The sequence below is a fragment of the Micrococcaceae bacterium Sec5.1 genome (genome assembly GCA_039636795.1).
Lineage (GTDB): Bacteria > Actinomycetota > Actinomycetes > Actinomycetales > Micrococcaceae > Arthrobacter.
Window position 1 is genome coordinate 560,236 of the sequence record CP143430.1, and the last position, 16,811, is coordinate 577,046.

Genomic DNA, 16,811 nt, shown 5'->3' on the forward strand with positions numbered 1-16,811 from the left:
GGTCACGCCGTTTTGGTCACGGGAGGACTGCGACCGCCTTCTGCGCAGCATCCGATCTCAACCTAGCTGCCTGGATGACGATGCCCACTGCGGCAGAAGCCATAATGACCACTCCGTAGGCCTGCAGTGTGGGCACAAGTCCCCAGATGGGCGCGAGTAGGCCAGCAATGATGACCGGCACGCTGAACGCCAGATACGCCGCCGTATAGATGGCGGAGAAGACTCCCGCGCGTTGATGGGGCTGGATATGGGGTGCGATCAGGCGAAGTTGCCCTCCAAAGGAGCCGCCGAATCCGAGACCGCCAAGTACGGCGCCGATCCAGACGGCGGCAAGCCATTTTTCACTGACTCCCAGGAGGACCGCCACTATCCCCACCAGGATGAGGGACACTCCAACAAGGGAGCCATGCCGGGCAGGGTGCCGGGCGAACAAGAGCCCTGCAATGGCGGCGGAGAATGGACCCAGAAATGCGGAGAAACCTGCCACGAGGCCCCCATCCAGTGCAAAGTGCAGCCGGAGCAGTGGTGGGAAGAGCCCAAGGAAGAAAGCAGGGAACATCCAGCCCGCAATGTGAACCGGGATGCCCGCTGCGAATTCTCGTCGGATGCCAGCTGGAAGACTGAGCCGGGGTGTGAGGGATCGAGCTGCCCCGGGGCGTTTTGGCGTTGTTTCTGCTGTAAAGCTGACAAAAACGATGGCCAGGATCATGACGCCCGTGAGAATGGCGAAAATGAGCAGGTTGGCGTCCGCTGTGAACTGAACTGCGGCGCCCGTTACGAGGGCTCCGATGCCAAGACCCCCAGCCACCGACGCACCCGCAAGGCCGCCAGCGAGTTTCTTAAGGTGTGACGGTGCTTGCTCGGCGATGGCTGCGTTGAAGGCGCTTGTTGCAATGCCGGTGGCGATTCCTTGCAGGGCCCGCGCGATGATCATCCAGGTAATGGTGGATGCAACCATGAACGCGATCATGGAAATCAGCTCGGTGTACAGGGCAATCAGCATGACTGGGCGCCTGCCCAGGTGATCCGAAAGTGAGCCTCCCACCAGCAGCGCTGCCAACAGGCCTATTGCGTAGATGGCGAAGGCGAGGCTAAGGGTGGCCGCCGAAAAGCCCCACTCCTGCTGCCGGAGCGAGAGCAAAGGCGTGGGTGCCCCTGCCGCGAAAAAGAATGCGGCGAAGACCACGGCTAACCCGGGAAAAGCCGCTTTGGCCGGGAACGTGCGGGGTGGTCGGGATGGTGACAAGGTACTGGACAAGTGAAGCTCCTTAGACAGAACGGTCTAATCCCAGTTAGACAGGTCGGTTCAATAAAGTCAAGAAATTTTAGACAGATCTGTCTGATATGCTTGATGCATGGCCTCCACCAAACTTCCGGCTCGTCAGCGGCTCCTCGATGCTGCAGACAAGTTGTTTTATGCCGAAGGTGTCCACACTGTTGGCATTGACCGCCTAATCGAAGAGGCAGGCGTAGCCAAGGGCTCGCTCTTCTACAACTTTTCGGGCAAGGAAGATCTCGTTGCCGCCTACCTGGAGGGTCGCGACCATCAACGGCGCGAACGCATTGCGAGGTTCCAGCAGGGTTTGGAGGATCCTGTCGACAAGCTCTTGGCCATCTTTGATGCCCTGCAGGAAACGGTCTCTTCTCCCGGATGGAGGGGATGTCCCTTCGCCAATGCCAGCGCAGAGGCACTTCCCGGAAGTGTGGAGGCCGAGGCGCTCCGGGCCTTCCGGGGCTGGCTTTCAAATGCGATGCTTTACCTCTGTGAAGAAGCAGGCTTTGTCGAACCGGCAGGCGTGGCCGCCCGGCTTCGGCTGCTCTACGACGGAGCTGTATCGAATTCAAATCTCGATGCGCAACCAGAAGCTGTGGGCTGGGCTAAAGAGCTGGCCGCGAAAGTTCTGCACGACTCACCTCGCGCGTCGGAATAGCCTCGCGGGGAGGGCAGTTGTCGTAAGCATGAAGGCAATTACCTATAGCGAGTATGGAAACCCGGACGTCCTTGAGCTGACCGAGCAGCCAATGCCGAAAGTTGGCCCGGGCATGGTCCTGGTGAAGGTGAAGGCGGCTTCGGTAAATCCTGTCGACTGGAAGATTATGGCCGGTTACCTGGACTCCTTCATGGATCTGCAGTTCCCGGCCATTCCGGGGTGGGATGTGGCGGGAGTGGTGGAGTCTGTGGGAATCGACGCCCCGCATTTCAAGCCCGGCGACGAAGTTATCTCCTATGGCCGCAAGGACTATGTTCACGGCGGAAGTTTTGCTGAATACATTGCGCTCCCGGAGCGGCTTCTTGCCAGGAAGCCGACCTCCCTGGATTGGAACCAGTCGGCCGGGCTTCCTTTGGCCGGTCTCACGGCTTTCCAGGTGCTCAATCGTCTAGGGCTCAAGGCGGGCGAGACGGTTTTGATCCATGGCGGTTCTGGCGGTGTCGGATCCCTCGGCGTTCAGATCGCCGTGGCGCTCGGCGCACGGGTCATCGCGACCGCGTCGGAAAGGAACCACCAATTCCTCAAGTCCCTCGGGGCCGAAGCGGTGGCATATGGTGAGGGGCTGTCCGATCGCGTGCGTGCGCTGAGTCCTACTGGGGTGGACGTTGTGGCGGACTTTGCAGGCGGAAACCTTGAGGCGACGCTGAAGGTCCTGTCCGACGGAGGTCGGCATGCGTCCATTGCGGACAGTGAGGTGGAGTCGCACGGCGGAACCTGGATGTGGGTGAACCCCGTTGGTGCCGAACTGCAGCAGCTCGCTGACCTGGTGGACGAACACAAGATCCGGGTAGAGGTGGCGGAGGCACTTCCCTTGGCTAAAGCAGCGGATGCCTTCCGGCTCAACATGGAAGGGCACACGCGCGGAAAGGTTGTGCTCACGGTGGACAGCGGGGCTTGATCAGTCTGGGCCGCACAGTCCAGAATCTGTGCCCGGACTGTGCGGCCCTGCGGCTGTCAAACCACTCGGGCTAAGCGGTTGCTTCGGGCCCGTCCTTATGGAAGCGTCCGTACCGTTGAAGGAACACATACATGGCTGCGAAGGTCAGAAGACCCAGAAGGGGGCCTGCCCAGAAGGCAATTGGCGTGCCGTGGATCAGAACCGCCGCGCCACCGAAGACAGCCGCGACAATGCCCGCTCCTGGATTGGCCGTAGCCAGTTTCCCCTGAATGTCGCGGCCAAGTTGCCGATAACGAATAGCCTGGAGCACCGCAAAGAGGATAAAGGCCGCCACCATGATCAACGACCATGGCGGGTCAGTCATCGCCACGACGCTGATGGTTATCCCGAACAAGCCTGACAGCGCCAGCCAGTAATTACGTACCGTTGAATCAGTTTTCGTGCTCATCAGCACCCCCTGTTGAAATCAATCACGGATCCGGCGATGGCCATGGCAGCCGAGCAGCCCAAGGCGGCCATGGGGCCGAAGAAGCCCATCGCACCACAGAAGGCCGCGTTTGTACCCCACCAAGCCCATAGGGCAGCCCATGCAGACGGGCACTGCGGAAACATCGGCTTCATGGCCATTGAACCCTTGCCGCCACCGATCATCCTCGGCTCAGCTTTACTGAGCTTGGCGACCTTGGCATTATTCTGACCATCCACCACTTCAAGGTTCAGGTACCCGGAATCAGTCAGCGACACCAGTGCCTCCAAGACGTCGGTGGGCACGGACGCCGCGAGGAATTGTTGCTGCAAGCCGCCGTCGAAACGGCTGTCCGACGACAAGTACCGCGTGAGCTCCTTCGAACCCCGAATTAATTCCAGCCGCTTCGCGAAGCCTGAAGGGTCTGTAAGGCGGGCTTGCTCCAGCCGCTTCATCGCCTCGGCCTTCTGCGCATTCGTCGGTTCCAATAAAATCGCGCCTTCGCTACTGCCCACGATAGTGCGATTCCCCGCAGCGTTGGCCGGAGTCACCGAAGCGAAAACAACAGCAATCACGGCAATGAGCGTCGTCAGGAGTCGTAAACTCCTGGACCAATGTGACACGTGAACCATCAAATCCCCCAAATCTAACGCTGGCCCATTAGTCGGGCCAGTCACTGAAGCCTCCTACCGAAACACCAACCCCCTCGGCTCGGCTAAAAGTATGACCAGAATCGAGAGACCGCAAGTCAAGAGCTGTGCGCCAAATGCTCTGACGTTGTCAACTAAGCCCGTTACAGAGATGGTCGGCCGGGTGGGACAGGCACTTTGCCGGCGCTGCCGCGTTCAGTTAGTTCGGGCCTGAGGAGCTTCTGAAGCGTGGCCGGCTCGTTGCCACGAAGCAGCCGAATCAGATAGCTGACCGCTTGCTTGGCCAACTCACTATGGTTTGGAGAAAAACTCGTCAAATTGGGATGGCTCGTCCGCGCGCCATCATCGCTGCTGTTCAGGCCTACCAATGACAAATCCCGTGGAATGCGGAGTCCATGTTCAGCCGCTGCGGCTATGAAACCGGGAACCGCAGGCTCATTGAACGTCAGGAGGGCGGTCATCCGCGGCGCCTTTTTCCGGATCTCCTCAAAAGCATTCCAACCGTCATTAAATGTTGGAGACACTGTGAATACAGGCATTCGGACGCCCCTTGCCTCGGCTGCCTCCAGCACTGCATCCCGCATTCGCACCATCGGTCCCTGACCGGCATCCAGTTCTTCCTGGGACCTCGTCAAGAAGGCTAATTCTGTGTGTCCAAGTCCCAGAACATAGTCGAGCGCCATGTTTCCGGCAGCGTCGAAGTCCGCGTCAACGAAAGCCTGCGGCTGTAGGCCGCCCGTGCGTCCGATTGTGGTGAAGGGAAGATGGGAATCCAGCAGGAACGACACCCGCTCGTCGACAGTTCTGACCTCCATCAGCACCACGCCCTCGACGATTCCCTGGTTGACCACCTTGTGCAGTTCATCCACATCATTCGCACTGTAAGGCCACAGCAGGAGGTGGTAGCCCTCGCTGCGGGCCTGCTCGGAAGCCGCTTGGATGTACTCAAAATCGGTGAGGTTAAAACCAACCTCACCGATGGGAAAGCTCAAGGCGATGATTCCGGTGCGTTTGCCGGCCAGACCCTGCGCCAAAGCGTTGGGTGTGTAATGAAGGTCCTTCATTGCCTGCAGCACCTGTTGGCGTGTCTCATCAGATATAGGGCGTGTGCCGCTCAAAACGTAGGAGACCGTGCTCCTGGATACACCAGCAAGACGGGCAACGTCCGCCATTGTGGCCAAGTGTGTCTCCTCCGGATCCGCAGTGGGCAAACGCTGCCGGAGTCCTGCCTCCGACCATGTCATCTTGCCCAAAACAGCATATCGCTGGACGATCTGGATGCTGTGCAGGGAAAGCGCCTGGGGGAGCCGACAGGAAACTACCAGGGGCGCGCCGCGTCCCGTCCCAAGGGCGTCACACTGCGTGTGACTGTTGACACCCTTTTGGATTGTCCTTACTGTTTGGGTTGACGCGCGTCGACGAAGCGCGTCGACGCCCTAGGCAACGTTGCCGTTTGGGTCCGGCGAATGGTCTCCGGGCCCTTGAGAGTGAGAAGGAATCGCGTATGAGTTCGACCAACGAGCAGTCCAGCGTGCAACAAATGGCAGTCGGCCGGCGGAAGCCGCTGATGAACATGCGGCAGATCCTGCTGATGAACGTCGGATTCTTCGGAATCCAGTACAGCTTCGGGATGCAGCAGACCGCCATAAACCCGGTTTACGAGTTCCTCGGTGCCAACCCCGCCGACCTGCCCATCCTCAACCTCGCCGGGCCGATCACCGGCCTCCTTATCCAGCCCCTCATCGGAGCCCTGTCCGACCGTACCTGGAGTCCGCGGTGGGGCCGCCGCAAGCCGTTCTTCCTGCTCGGGGCCATCGGCTGCAGCCTCTGTCTATTCCTGTTCCCCTTTGTCACCGCGGTCTGGCTGGCGGTGCTGCTGCTCTGGATTCTGGACGCAAGCAACAACACGGCGATGGAACCCTATCGAGCCTTCATAGCCGACAAGCTCCCTCCCTCGCAGCTGGGTAAGGGCTTCCTCGCCCAGGCATTCTTCACCGGCCTTGGCATCACCTTGGCCAACATTTCCCTGTTCGTCTTCCAGCAATTCATCCAAGGGGCCACCGAGGCCGGCATTCCGTACTGGGTAGTTGGCTCGTTTATGCTCGGTGCCGTTTGTTCGATCGGCACTGTACTCGTCTCGGTGCTGACCACGCCGGAGATAGCGCCATCCAAGGAAGAGCTCACAGCACTGCGCGCCAAGAAGGGCGGCTTCGTCCCCGCAGTGAAGGAGATCGGCGAGGCGATCCGCGAAATGCCATTCCAGCTGCGCAAACTCGCCGTCGTGTACCTGTTCCAGTGGTACGGAATGGTCTGCTACTGGCAGTTCGTGGCCCTGTCCATAGCCAAGTCAGCGTTCCCTGAGAATCTGGAGGGCAAGGAGGACGCGGTCGCTTGGACCGGCCTCGTTAACGGCTGGTACAACATCATCACGTTCAGTGTTGCTTTCGCCCTGGTCGCCTTCGCGCGGCGCCGGGGCGCCAAGATGGTTCACTGCGTCTGCCTTTTGCTGGCCGCGGTCGGGCTGACGATCTTCCCATTCATCGATAACAAGTACCTGCTTTTCATCCCGATCATCGGCCTTGGCATCGCCTGGGCCTCCATCATGGGAGTGCCCTACATTATGGCCGTCCGGATGATTCCCTCAACCCGTTACGGCGTCTACATGGGCATCATCAACATGATGATCGTAGTACCCATGCTCATCCAGTCCGTGACCTTCGGCTGGATATATGAACACCTCTTGGGAGCAAACCCAAACAACGCCATCGTGTTCGCCGGCGTGCTCCTCGGCCTGGCTGCGCTCGCCATGCTTTGGATCAAGGAACCCCCCACTATTCGCGACGTCGATGAAGTCAACTACGCGCCGTCGGCCGGACACTGAGGAGATAACCATGGCTATGAAGGACTACCGCACCATCGTCGTCGGGACGGATGGATCCGGGCTCGCCGGCCCCGTTGTCGCACGAGCCGCCTGGCTTGCAGTGCGGGACGACGCCGATCTGGTCATCGTCTGTGCATACGCCCGTGTTCCCCGTCGGGCCGAGGCAATCAACGTGCACACTCTTGGTGGCGATCCACGCAGCGGGCAGGTCCTCGGCCGCGAGTCGGCCGCCCTTGCCGTGGAGAGTGCCATGGCCACGGCCAGGGAAGAGGGCGCAACGGTCTCCGCCACCCTCCTGGTAGATGGCGAACCGGCCACCGCACTCATGACTACTGCTCAGGATCGGTCTGCTGACCTCATCGTCCTCGGGGCCATCCATGATCGCTCGCTGGCAGATCGTCTGCTCGGTACGGTGGCCACCGAGGTTGTGAAAAGGGCAACGTGCGATGTCCTGGTGGTTCGCCCAATGGATGACGATGGCGATCTTGAAGTGCCTGAGGACTCGACGGTGACATGAAAAATATGAATTACCGTGCTTAGTAATTTTCGAATCCTAATTCCGCAGTCACTAACCAGGTGAATCCGTTATGATTCACGCTGCGTCCACGAGAATTGAAGTTTTTATGACTACGCAACCTGTCATGAGTTCACCCCGTATTGCAATTCTCGGTGGAGGACCAGGTGGTTATGAAGCTGCTATGGTGGCTGCCTCCCTCGGCGCAATAGTCACCGTCATCGAACGCGCCGGCCTGGGTGGGGCGGCCGTACTCACAGACGTGGTTCCCTCCAAGACGCTGATTGCAACAGCAGACCTGATAACGCGCGTCGGAGAGGCTGAAGAGCTGGGGGTTAAATTCGACGTCGAAGGTAGTGCGTGCACTCCCACGCTGCGTGCGGACCTCAAGCACATCAACCACCGAGTGCTTTCACTGGCCCGCCAGCAGTCGGCTGACATCCGAAAGGGCCTTGAAAGCATGGGTGTCCGTGTTCTCATGGGTTCCGGCAAGCTTTTGGACAACCACACCATCGAAGTATGCGGAACGGACGGCATCGAAACTGTTGAAGCCGATGCCATCCTCCTTGCAGTCGGCGCCCATCCTCGAGAATTGTCCACCGCCCGTCCAGACGGTGAGCGCATCCTCAACTGGTCCCAGCTGTACAACCTTGAGGAACTGCCGGAAGAACTCATCGTGGTCGGCTCTGGTGTGACCGGCGCCGAGTTTGCCTCCGCCTACAACGGGCTGGGATCCAACGTGACCCTTATTTCCAGCGGGCAGCGTGTCCTGCCAAGGTCGGACAGTGACGCTGCAGAAGTTCTGGAAGGCGTCTTTGAGCGCCGTGGAGTCAAGGTACTCGCAAGGTCCCGAGCTGAGGCCGTGGAGCGTATCGGGGATGGGGTGGCCGTGGTGTTGGACGATGGCACCAAAGTAACAGGGAGCCACTGTCTGGTATGCGTCGGATCCATACCAAACACCAGTGGCATCGGGTTGGAAATGGCCGGAGTGGACCTGACAGAAAGCGGTCATATCAAGGTGGACGGCGTTTCCCGGACCACTGCCCCGAATATCTACGCGGCCGGTGACTGCACTGGAGTTTTCGCCTTGGCGTCAGTGGCCGCAATGCAGGGGCGCATCGCGATAGCTCACATCCTGGGAGACGGAGTAACCCCGCTCAAACTCCACCACGTGGCCTCTAACATCTTCACATCTCCCGAGATCGCCACAGTCGGTGTGACAGAGGAAGAAGTGGAAGCTGACAAATACCAGGGTGACGTCGTCAAGCTCCCGCTGAGCAGCAACGCCCGTGCGAAAATGCGCAACCACAAGGACGGTTTCATCAAGATTATCGCCCGCAAGGGATCAGGCACCGTGATCGGGGGAGTCGTCGTGGGACCGAACGCCTCTGAGTTGATCTTCCCGATCGCAGTTGCGGTTGCACGGAAACTGCACGTGGATGACCTGGCGAGCACTTTTACGGTATACCCATCCCTTACAGGATCAATCGCCGAGGCCGCGCGGCGATTACATGTGCACATGTAACAAGATCGTATTGGCAGTTGCGAATTATCCGGCCATTCCAGAATGAAGATTTAACGGCTGTAATTCCAACGCCCCCATATTGATTCAGTCGTAGCCCCGACACTTAACCGAAGTGAAATGTTTATGAAACAAACCGCACCTAACGTTGAGAGCGCCGGTTAGTCGAATTCTGGCACTACAAATCAATCAAAGGTTTTCAAATTGTCCAAAATAGTAACTCGACAGGATCACGATCCCGCCGAAGACTTTGAAAATGAGCGGGAACGCACCGGCGACTTGGCCCTTGCAACCCAGGATTTCTCCAATGAAGACGCGGGGTATCACAAGACCCTCAAGCCACGGCAGATCCAGATGATCGCAATCGGGGGTGCCATCGGGACCGGGCTCTTTATGGGGGCCGGCGGTCGCCTCCATGGCTCGGGACCAGCTTTGATCCTGGTCTACGCGGTCTGCGGCTTTTTCGCTTTCCTCATCCTGCGGGCGCTCGGTGAATTGGTCCTTCACCGGCCCTCATCAGGATCCTTCATTTCATACGCCCGCGAGTTCTACGGCGAAAAAATGGCCTTCGCCGCAGGCTGGTTGTACTTCCTCAACTGGGCGATGACCTCGGTGGTGGACGTGACCGCCGTCGCCCTCTACGTCAAGTTCTGGGCACCCTACTGGGCACCGCTTCAATCGGTCCCGCAATGGGCCATAGCGCTCGTGGCCCTGGTGGTGGTCCTGGCACTGAACCTTGTGTCGGTCAAGCTCTTCGGAGAAATGGAGTTCTGGTTCGCGCTGATCAAGGTCTCGGCGCTTGTGCTGTTCCTCATCATCGGAGTCTGCTTCCTGCTCTTCGGCGGCCACACCGACATCGGGCCGACCGGCTTCAACATCATGGCGGACAATGGCGGGATGTTCCCCATGGGCGCCGTTGCGCCCCTGCTGGCGGTTAGCGGCGTGGTGTTTGCCTACGCCGCCATAGAACTGGTGGGTACGGCCGCGGGTGAGACGGAAAAGCCCAAGGAAGTCATGCCCAAGGCCGTAAACACAGTGGTCTTCCGCATCGGCATATTCTACGTAGGTTCCGTCCTCCTGCTTTCACTGCTGCTGCCCTTCACCGCATACAAGGCGGGAGAATCGCCTTTTGTCACGTTCTTCACCCACATCGGTTCACAGGATGCAGGGGCAACTTCCGCGTCAATCATGAACTTCGTAGTACTTACTGCCGCACTTTCAAGCCTCAACGCTGGTCTTTACTCCACCGGCCGAATCCTTCGTTCCATGGCCGTGAACGGCTCTGCCCCCGCATTCACCGCCAAGATGAGCAGGCACGGGGTGCCCTACGGCGGCATCCTTCTCACGGCAGTCATCACGCTGCTCGGGGTCGGGCTCAATGCTGCATTCCCCTCAGAAGCCTTCGAAATCGTGCTGGAGATATCGGCCCTGGGCATCATCGGAGGATGGGCCACCATCATCCTTTGCCAAATGAAGCTCCAGAAATGGGCAAGCGAAGGGAAACTAGAACGTCCAGCCTTCAGGCTCATCGGCGCACCTTTCACGTCCTACCTGACTCTTGGATTCCTGCTCTTTGTTCTCGTGACGATGGGCTTCTCGGACACCGGACGCTGGGTCCTCTCGTCCTTGGTGGTCCTGGTTCCCGCCTTGGTGGTCGGCTGGTTCGCAGCACGCAAGAGCATCTATCGCGCAGCAAAGCAGCGCGGCGGCTATACAGGGGCGTTTCCGGTGGTGGCTGAACGCCCCGCCATCGACGCAGCCAGAAAGTAGCCTGGCCGCGCACCGTTAGGGCCCGACGGCGATGCTGAACCGATCGCCGTCGGGCCCTACAGGGAGTTCCCTTCTATTCATCACTAAGAATGCGTCGTTCAAGTCTGAGTGACGCATTCGTCAGAGAGGTCAACAGCATGCCTTCCGTGATCTCCGGACCGGAGCCGCAGCTGCTGCGCAGAGTAAGCGCCAGCGCTGTCCTTGGCTTCATGCGAACTTCTCGTGTTGTGACAGTTACCGAGATCATGAATTCGACTGGGCTGGCACGCGCTACCGCTATATCCGTTTGCGAGGAACTCATGGAACGGGGCTGGATCCGGGAGTTGGAGAATCAGCGGGTCTCTGGGCAGTATCAGAAAGGCCGTCCGGCCCGAAGGTTTGAATTTCTTGAAAGCGCCGGATTCGTCCTGGGCGTAGACGTGGGAATGGCAAAGGTCAACGCCCTTGTATCAAACCTCCGAGGGGAAACTGTAGGCCAATGCAGCCTGCCCTTCCCTGGAGTCCAGATCACCGCCGAAGAGCGCGTCCCGGACGTCCAGCTTACTGCCGGCGAACGTATTGAAGTCATCAACCAGGCGGCAATGACAGCGCTCGAAAGCGCAGCTGCTTCTGCTGGCGCCGTGCTCGCCGTGACGGTCGGAATAGCAGCACCCGTTGACCGAAATGGTGAGGTATTGGCCACGCAACGCTTTTGGAAGCTGTTCGATCTGGACATCAAATCTGTTTTCAAAGATCGCCATGGATGGACCGTGATGTTGGAAAATGATGCAAACCTTGCTGCCTTGGGTGAACGTTGGTGCGGTGAAGCTGCAGGAGTCGACGACGTCGTGGTGATCCTCTCCGGTGAACGATTCGGAGCTGGAGTGATTGACGGCGGGAAACTCCTTCACGGCAGGAATGGGGCGGCCGGAGAGCTGGCCTTCCTGAAAAGGGTCCAAGGCGTGGGCGACACCTTCGGGATCGCCCTCATGGCCAAGACCTGGGCCGCTGAAGCCCTTGCCGGCAACGCCACGACTTCACTCAGAGAGTACGCCTGCGCGGAGATCGATGCCGAGCATGTTTTTGCGGCGGCGGCAGACGGGGACGACCTCGCTCAAGGAATTTTGGACCGCCTCGCCGACAGGATGGCTAGAGTCATCGGAGCCGTGGCAACCATCCTTAACCCTGAACTTCTGGTCATTGGCGGAGCAGTGGCAAAATCGGCCGGAGTATTGCTCCAACCGATCGGGCAGCGACTCGGTGAATTCAGCGCGACCCCGCCCCGCCTCGCCGTGTCCCGCTTGGGCGAGGCCATAGTTGCGGTTGGTGCTATCAGAAGCGCTTTGGACTACGTCGAGAAAAATAGCCTGGATCTTCAACTGCGGGTGCGGACATGACCAAAACCGCATCCCCATCCGGATCCACCAAATTAGTAATCACCGTCTTCATAACGCAGGCTGCGGATGGGCAATTGACACTTGCCTTCGATAACTACCCGGGGCTCTCCGCCACGGCGGGAAGCTTCATCGACATCCCTGAAGTAGCCCGCCGTGCCGCAGCCGGCCACACGAGCAGACCTCAAGGCAACTTCACCGTCCACATTCGGTTCTGAACCGCTGCCCAAAGCAGCGTCTTCGAAGAGGCAGGCACCCCTGCGTGGACAGCCTGCCGGACGAGGAGCATAATAGTTAGCGGAGCTAATTAGCACTGCTAACTATTATGCCAATCTCAGGAGGCGCCTCCCAGTGACCGCAGCTATTAACGACGGACCGGCGGAGATTCAAGCTGACGTTCTTGCCATTGATCTTCGAACCGCGGTGATGCGGACATCCCGCAGGCTGCGCATCGAAGCCACTGGCGAGGTTATTACTCCCGGGCAGTACACGGTGCTCGCCCACCTTAATTCCGGTTCGCAGACGCTGCGGGAATTGGCCGAGCTGGAGCACGTCCAGGCACCGTCGATGACCCGGATCGTGAACGCCTTGTCCGGGCAAGGCTTCGTGTCACGGCAGGCCCACCCCGAAGACGGCAGGCAGGTCCACATCAGCATCACTGCCGCTGGCCAGAAAGTTCTGGCCGAGGCCCGCAGCCAACGGACTGCCTGGCTGGCCCAGCGGGTAGCAGGACTCAGCGAGGAGGATCGGCTGACACTCAGCCGGGCCGCACACATCATGCAGGAGATGAGCGCCAAGTGAGTGCCATGTTCCGTGCCCTCGAGAGTCCCAATTACCGGCTCTGGGCTGGTGGTGCACTGGTGTCCAACGTCGGCACTTGGATGCAGAGGGTGGCCCAGGACTGGCTGGTCCTGACGGTCCTCACAAATCACTCCGGAACGGCAGTGGGCATTACCACGGCACTGCAATTCCTGCCCATGCTCCTGCTTGGACCCTATGCGGGTGTCCTGGCTGATCGTTATCGCAAGCGCGTGATCCTCCTCTGGACCCAAACGGCCATGGGGATCTGCGGGCTGATCGTCGGCCTGCTGGTGGTGACAGGCGTGGCGCAGTTGTGGCACGTCTATCTAGCCGCCCTCGCCTTGGGGTTGGCTGCGGCCATAGATGGCCCGGCCCGTCAAGCGTTCGTGTCAGAACTTGTTGGCCCTGACAAGCTCTCCAACGCCGTCGCCCTGAACTCGGCGTCCTTCAACAGCGCCAGGCTGACCGGCCCGGCCATCGCCGGTGTGCTCATTGCATGGATCGGCACGGGCCCGGTGTTCCTTCTCAACGCCGCGAGTTTTGTGGCCGTCATCGTTTCCCTCTGCCGGGTTAAAGCCTCGGAGCTGGAGCCAGCAACGCCAGTGGCCCGCGGCAAGCACCAATTAACGGAGGGCCTCCGGTACGTGCGTCAGCGCCCGGACCTGGTCCTCATTTTGCTGATGGTGGGCCTCCTGGGCGCCTTTGGCATGAACTTCCAGGTAACGAATTCGTTGATGTCCACGGCGGAGTTTGGCATGGGGCCGGAGGCGTTTGGCCTCCTGGGATCCATCATGGCCGTGGGAACGCTCGCGGGTGCGTTGCTTGCCGCCCGCAGGTCCGGCCCGAGGCTCCGTTTCATGCTGGGCGGCGCGCTGAGCCTCGGCGCCTTTACCGTCCTGGCGAGCATCTCGCCGTCGTTCTGGATTTATTCAGCAGTCCTTGTTCCAGTAGGGCTGGCGTCCATCACGTTCCTGAACAGCTGCAACACCACCATCCAGTTGTCCGTTGAGCCCCAATTCCGTGGACGCGTCCTCGCGCTGTACCTGGCCATCCTGCAAGGCGGCACCGCCATAGGAGCACCCCTTATGGGCTGGATCGGCACGGAATTCGGAGCCCGCTGGGCTGTCGCATCAGGCGGGGTGGTGGTCTTGGTGACCGCCGTCGCTTGCGTGATCCTGGTCAGCCGCCGAAGCCAGAAGACGCTCCGTGAACATGTGCGCAGTGCATGGCTGCGGAGACGGGCAACCCAAGTGTCTTGAGGCTAACGCGCCTCAAGCTCCTCCAGCGTCTTTCCCTTCGTGTCCGAAGACAAAAGGGTGGCCAGCGCCGAGACAAGGCAGATGCCCAGAGTGGTCAGGCCGATGACCATGGGGATGTTCGCAGATCCTGGGGGAGCGACGGCCGTGAACAAGCTCGGGAAGAACGAGGCGATCATCAGGCCGATGTTTTGTGAAACTGCGAAGCCCGTCACCCGCATCCGCATAGGGAACTGCTCCTGGAAGAACGTGGCGAAAGTGGCGTTCCACATCTGGAACAGGATGCCCTGGACGATGACAACGCAGACGAAGATCAGCGGCAGGCTGCCCTGTTCGATCGCCCACAGGTACACCATGGTCAACAAACCGCCGGCAATTCCGCCTGCAACCATGAGCGTCCGCCGGCCAATCCGGTCTGACAATGCCCCGAACAACGGGATAGTCACCACTGCGGCTACGTTTGCTGCCATGGTCACCCAGAGGAATTCACTGCTTGAGAAGCCGTTGCCATAGCTCTTCTGGGCGGCGAAGGACACGCCGAAGATCAGGGTGGCCATGCCGATGACGTTCGTGAACGTCATCGCAACGCATCGGACCAGGACCCACGGGTGGGTGCGCAGGAGGTCTGCAAGGGGGAAGCGGCGTTTGGTGCTTGGCTCTTCCGACTGCGCCAGGTAGGCCGGTGGCTCCTGCACGCGGCGGCGAATGATGTACCCGGCCAAAATCACGACGGCGCTGAGGAGGAACGGCACCCGCCAGCCCCAGGAATGGAACTGATCATCAGGCAGGAGGGCGGCGAGCGGAATGAGGACAGCAGTGGCGAGGATCGAACCCACCTGCGTGCCTTGAAGGCTGAAGCTAGCGAAGAAGCCGCGCCTTGCATCGGGGGAGTGCTCTACGATCATCGCGCTGGCACCACCGAGTTCGCCAGCAACGGCGAAGCCCTGGATCAAGCGGAGAATCACCAGCAGGACGGGCGCAAGAAGCCCCACCTGCCCGTAGGTTGGCAGGAGTCCCACTGCGAAAGTAGCGAACCCCATGAGCAGCATCGCGAAGACGAGGACCCTCTTGCGTCCATGCCTGTCACCGTAAGCACCCAGGACCACTGCGCCGAGCGGGCGGGAAACGTATCCCACGGCATAGGTGGCCAGGGAAGCGATGATGCCTACGGTCGGGTTTTCCGTGGGGAAGAAGATCGTGGGGAAAAGCAGCGTCGCGGCCAGTGAATAGAGCGCGAAGTCGTAGTACTCCAGCGCGCTTCCGATCCAGCCGCTCATTGCGGCTTTCTTCGGGTCCTTCCGGCCGATGGTGTCGTCCTGGGTTGAAGGGGTATCCCTCCGGTGCGTGACGGTCATTCGCCGAACTCCTTTGTCATCGTTGGCAAGGAACAAAAACTCTTCCAATCCAGGACTGAACAATGCGGTGCTCATTCAGCATGAGGAAGGTTACGTTGGTTCGATCCCACTCTTGAATCGATTCATTAATCATACGATGTGACCTGCGATACGTCAAAGGTCACTGTGGTTAAAGGTCACCGTGGAGGGATTGTGCCGTGGAGGGATTGTCAGGGAGTAGCAACGGAAAACGCACGACGGCGGCAGGCCGCCCCGGTACCCAAAGAACCGTTAGTTCGTCGGAACCGAAAGGCGAGCTGCCGCCGTCGTGATTTGATCAGGCAATCAGGCCATTAGGAGAAAGGCCCTGGTTAAGGCGCAACAGCAAGTTTCGCGCTGAGGGACATGCCCAGCCGTGCCTGCAGTTCCGAAACGGTGGGCGGGTTGGCGCCGGAGCGGCTGACCGTGATGGCTGCGGCCATGGAGGCAGTTTTTCCGATGGTTTCCAGTGCTCCCGGCGCAAATCCTTCTTCGCCCTCTGCCAAAAGGCCGAAGATGAGGGCGGACATATAGGAATCGCCGGCGCCGATGGTGTCGGCAACCTCGGTTTTCACGGAGGGGATGCTGAACTTCGCACTTTGCGTGGCGAGGAGGGCGCCATCAGCACCCATCGTGATGACGGCCAGGCGTGCCCCCAGCGCGAGCAGGCGGGACGTGACCTCGTCCGGAGACGCCGTCGGGTAGAGCCAGTGAGCATCTTCGTCGCTGAGTTTAACGACGTCCGTGAGCGGGAGCAGGTCCTCGAAGACACTCTTTGCTTCAGCATGGCTGCCAAGCAGGGCAGGGCGAATATTGGGGTCATAAGTGACCAGGCACGACTTGTGGCCTTGCTCAAGAAGGGAGCGAACGGTGGAGGCTCCCGGGGCCAGGAATGTGGCGATGGATCCGGTGTGCAGGACTTTCGGGATCATGGCAGGCGCTACCGGAGGCAGTTCCCAGGCGATGTCGAACTCGTAGCTGGCCGAGCCGTCTGCCGCCAAGGTGGCAGTAGCGGTGGCCGTGCGTTCAAGGGATGTTGAACCCGGAAGAAGCCGGACACCTGCGGACTGGAGGTGGTTGGCGATAGCGGTACCGTGTTCGTCTTCGCCGATTGCTGTGAGCAGCCCCGTGGATACGCCGAGCCGGCCAAGGCCATAGGCGACGTTCGCCGGCGATCCCCCTGGATAGCTGATGGTTCCTTCGGGGGTGTTAACGATGTCGATCAGGGCTTCGCCGATAACAACAACATCCAGCTGGTCATGGGCGGAGGTGCCGGGGGGAGGCTTTTGCATCTCGGTTCTTTCGTCGGTACCGGC

16 protein-coding genes are annotated in these 16,811 nt (G+C 59.9%); 10 read left to right on the forward strand and 6 right to left on the reverse strand.

Features of this window, described 5'->3' with window-relative positions; all coding sequences use genetic code 11:
* Positions 1 to 16: 16 nt before the first annotated feature.
* Positions 17 to 1,258 carry an MFS transporter gene (locus VUN82_02785; protein ID XAS72807.1) on the reverse strand — a complete coding sequence of 414 codons (1,242 nt, stop codon included), beginning with the start codon at positions 1,256 to 1,258 and terminating at the stop codon, positions 17 to 19.
* Positions 1,259 to 1,355: 97 nt separating this feature from the next.
* On the opposite strand from VUN82_02785, the gene VUN82_02790 reads away from it, so the two are divergent.
* Both VUN82_02790 and VUN82_02795 read left to right on the forward strand, forming a co-directional pair.
* Positions 1,356 to 1,931: a TetR/AcrR family transcriptional regulator gene (locus VUN82_02790; protein ID XAS72808.1), complete on the forward strand. Its 576-nt coding sequence runs from the start codon at positions 1,356 to 1,358 to the stop codon at positions 1,929 to 1,931.
* A 28-nt stretch (positions 1,932 to 1,959) separates the two neighbouring features.
* The gene (locus VUN82_02795) at positions 1,960 to 2,889 is read left to right on the forward strand and encodes an NADP-dependent oxidoreductase (GenBank protein XAS72809.1); all 930 of its coding nucleotides are present in this window, start codon (positions 1,960 to 1,962) and stop codon (positions 2,887 to 2,889) included.
* A gap of 70 nt (positions 2,890 to 2,959) precedes the next feature.
* Here the strand turns inward: VUN82_02795 and VUN82_02800 are convergent, their stop codons facing one another.
* From VUN82_02800 to VUN82_02810, 3 genes are all read right to left on the reverse strand, one after another.
* Positions 2,960 to 3,337 carry a hypothetical protein gene (locus VUN82_02800; protein ID XAS72810.1) on the reverse strand — a complete coding sequence of 126 codons (378 nt, stop codon included), beginning with the start codon at positions 3,335 to 3,337 and terminating at the stop codon, positions 2,960 to 2,962.
* Positions 3,337 to 3,930, reverse strand: coding sequence for a hypothetical protein (locus VUN82_02805; protein XAS72811.1), 594 nt, complete (start codon positions 3,928 to 3,930; stop codon positions 3,337 to 3,339). The genes VUN82_02800 and VUN82_02805 overlap by 1 nt, the downstream gene beginning before the upstream one ends.
* 218 nt (positions 3,931 to 4,148) lie before the next feature.
* Complete coding sequence (locus tag VUN82_02810) at positions 4,149 to 5,177, reverse strand: LacI family DNA-binding transcriptional regulator (GenBank protein ID XAS74585.1); 1,029 nt, start codon at positions 5,175 to 5,177, stop codon at positions 4,149 to 4,151.
* Between the two features lie 332 nt (positions 5,178 to 5,509).
* Between VUN82_02810 and VUN82_02815 the strand changes: the two genes are divergently transcribed.
* From VUN82_02815 to VUN82_02850, 8 genes are all read left to right on the forward strand, one after another.
* Positions 5,510 to 6,886, forward strand: coding sequence for an MFS transporter (locus VUN82_02815; GenBank protein XAS72812.1), 1,377 nt, complete (start codon positions 5,510 to 5,512; stop codon positions 6,884 to 6,886).
* Positions 6,887 to 6,896: 10 nt separating this feature from the next.
* Complete coding sequence (locus VUN82_02820; protein ID XAS72813.1) at positions 6,897 to 7,403, forward strand: universal stress protein; 507 nt, start codon at positions 6,897 to 6,899, stop codon at positions 7,401 to 7,403.
* A gap of 106 nt (positions 7,404 to 7,509) precedes the next feature.
* The gene (locus VUN82_02825) at positions 7,510 to 8,925 is read left to right on the forward strand and encodes an NAD(P)H-quinone dehydrogenase (GenBank protein XAS72814.1); all 1,416 of its coding nucleotides are present in this window, start codon (positions 7,510 to 7,512) and stop codon (positions 8,923 to 8,925) included.
* Positions 8,926 to 9,201: 276 nt separating this feature from the next.
* Positions 9,202 to 10,692: an amino acid permease gene (locus VUN82_02830; GenBank protein ID XAS74586.1), complete on the forward strand. Its 1,491-nt coding sequence runs from the start codon at positions 9,202 to 9,204 to the stop codon at positions 10,690 to 10,692.
* A gap of 137 nt (positions 10,693 to 10,829) precedes the next feature.
* Positions 10,830 to 12,068 (forward strand): ROK family protein, encoded by a 1,239-nt coding sequence (locus tag VUN82_02835; GenBank protein ID XAS72815.1) that lies wholly within the window; start codon positions 10,830 to 10,832, stop codon positions 12,066 to 12,068.
* Positions 12,065 to 12,283, forward strand: a complete 219-nt coding sequence (locus tag VUN82_02840) for a hypothetical protein (protein XAS72816.1) — start codon at positions 12,065 to 12,067, stop codon at positions 12,281 to 12,283. The genes VUN82_02835 and VUN82_02840 overlap by 4 nt, the downstream gene beginning before the upstream one ends.
* Positions 12,284 to 12,491: 208 nt before the next feature.
* Complete coding sequence (locus tag VUN82_02845) at positions 12,492 to 12,866, forward strand: MarR family transcriptional regulator (GenBank protein ID XAS74587.1); 375 nt, start codon at positions 12,492 to 12,494, stop codon at positions 12,864 to 12,866.
* Positions 12,863 to 14,125 carry an MFS transporter gene (locus VUN82_02850; GenBank protein XAS72817.1) on the forward strand — a complete coding sequence of 421 codons (1,263 nt, stop codon included), beginning with the start codon at positions 12,863 to 12,865 and terminating at the stop codon, positions 14,123 to 14,125. Before VUN82_02845 ends, VUN82_02850 begins: the two co-directional genes overlap by 4 nt.
* 2 nt (positions 14,126 to 14,127) lie before the next feature.
* Here the strand turns inward: VUN82_02850 and VUN82_02855 are convergent, their stop codons facing one another.
* Positions 14,128 to 15,477, reverse strand: coding sequence for an MFS transporter (locus tag VUN82_02855; protein ID XAS72818.1), 1,350 nt, complete (start codon positions 15,475 to 15,477; stop codon positions 14,128 to 14,130).
* Between the two features lie 350 nt (positions 15,478 to 15,827).
* On the reverse strand, positions 15,828 to 16,787 hold the full coding sequence (locus tag VUN82_02860; GenBank protein ID XAS72819.1) for a carbohydrate kinase: 960 nt from the start codon (positions 16,785 to 16,787) through the stop codon (positions 15,828 to 15,830).
* Positions 16,788 to 16,811: the final 24 nt, after the last annotated feature.

What these genes read in the sequence shown, in the direction of transcription:
- VUN82_02790 (XAS72808.1), top strand. Translation starts at nt 1,356, where the DNA reads ATGGCCTCCACCAAACTTCCGGCTCGTCAGCGGCTCCTCGATGCTGCA.
- VUN82_02795 (XAS72809.1), top strand. Translation starts at nt 1,960, where the DNA reads ATGAAGGCAATTACCTATAGCGAGTATGGAAACCCGGACGTCCTTGAG.
- VUN82_02800 (XAS72810.1), bottom strand. Translation starts at nt 3,337, where the DNA reads ATGAGCACGAAAACTGATTCAACGGTACGTAATTACTGGCTGGCGCTG.
- VUN82_02810 (XAS74585.1), bottom strand. Translation starts at nt 5,177, where the DNA reads ATGGCGGACGTTGCCCGTCTTGCTGGTGTATCCAGGAGCACGGTCTCC.
- VUN82_02815 (XAS72812.1), top strand. Translation starts at nt 5,510, where the DNA reads ATGAGTTCGACCAACGAGCAGTCCAGCGTGCAACAAATGGCAGTCGGC.
- VUN82_02820 (XAS72813.1), top strand. Translation starts at nt 6,897, where the DNA reads ATGGCTATGAAGGACTACCGCACCATCGTCGTCGGGACGGATGGATCC.
- VUN82_02825 (XAS72814.1), top strand. Translation starts at nt 7,510, where the DNA reads ATGACTACGCAACCTGTCATGAGTTCACCCCGTATTGCAATTCTCGGT.
- VUN82_02835 (XAS72815.1), top strand. Translation starts at nt 10,830, where the DNA reads ATGCCTTCCGTGATCTCCGGACCGGAGCCGCAGCTGCTGCGCAGAGTA.
- VUN82_02840 (XAS72816.1), top strand. Translation starts at nt 12,065, where the DNA reads ATGACCAAAACCGCATCCCCATCCGGATCCACCAAATTAGTAATCACC.
- VUN82_02845 (XAS74587.1), top strand. Translation starts at nt 12,492, where the DNA reads ATGCGGACATCCCGCAGGCTGCGCATCGAAGCCACTGGCGAGGTTATT.
- VUN82_02855 (XAS72818.1), bottom strand. Translation starts at nt 15,477, where the DNA reads ATGACCGTCACGCACCGGAGGGATACCCCTTCAACCCAGGACGACACC.
- VUN82_02860 (XAS72819.1), bottom strand. Translation starts at nt 16,787, where the DNA reads ATGCAAAAGCCTCCCCCCGGCACCTCCGCCCATGACCAGCTGGATGTT.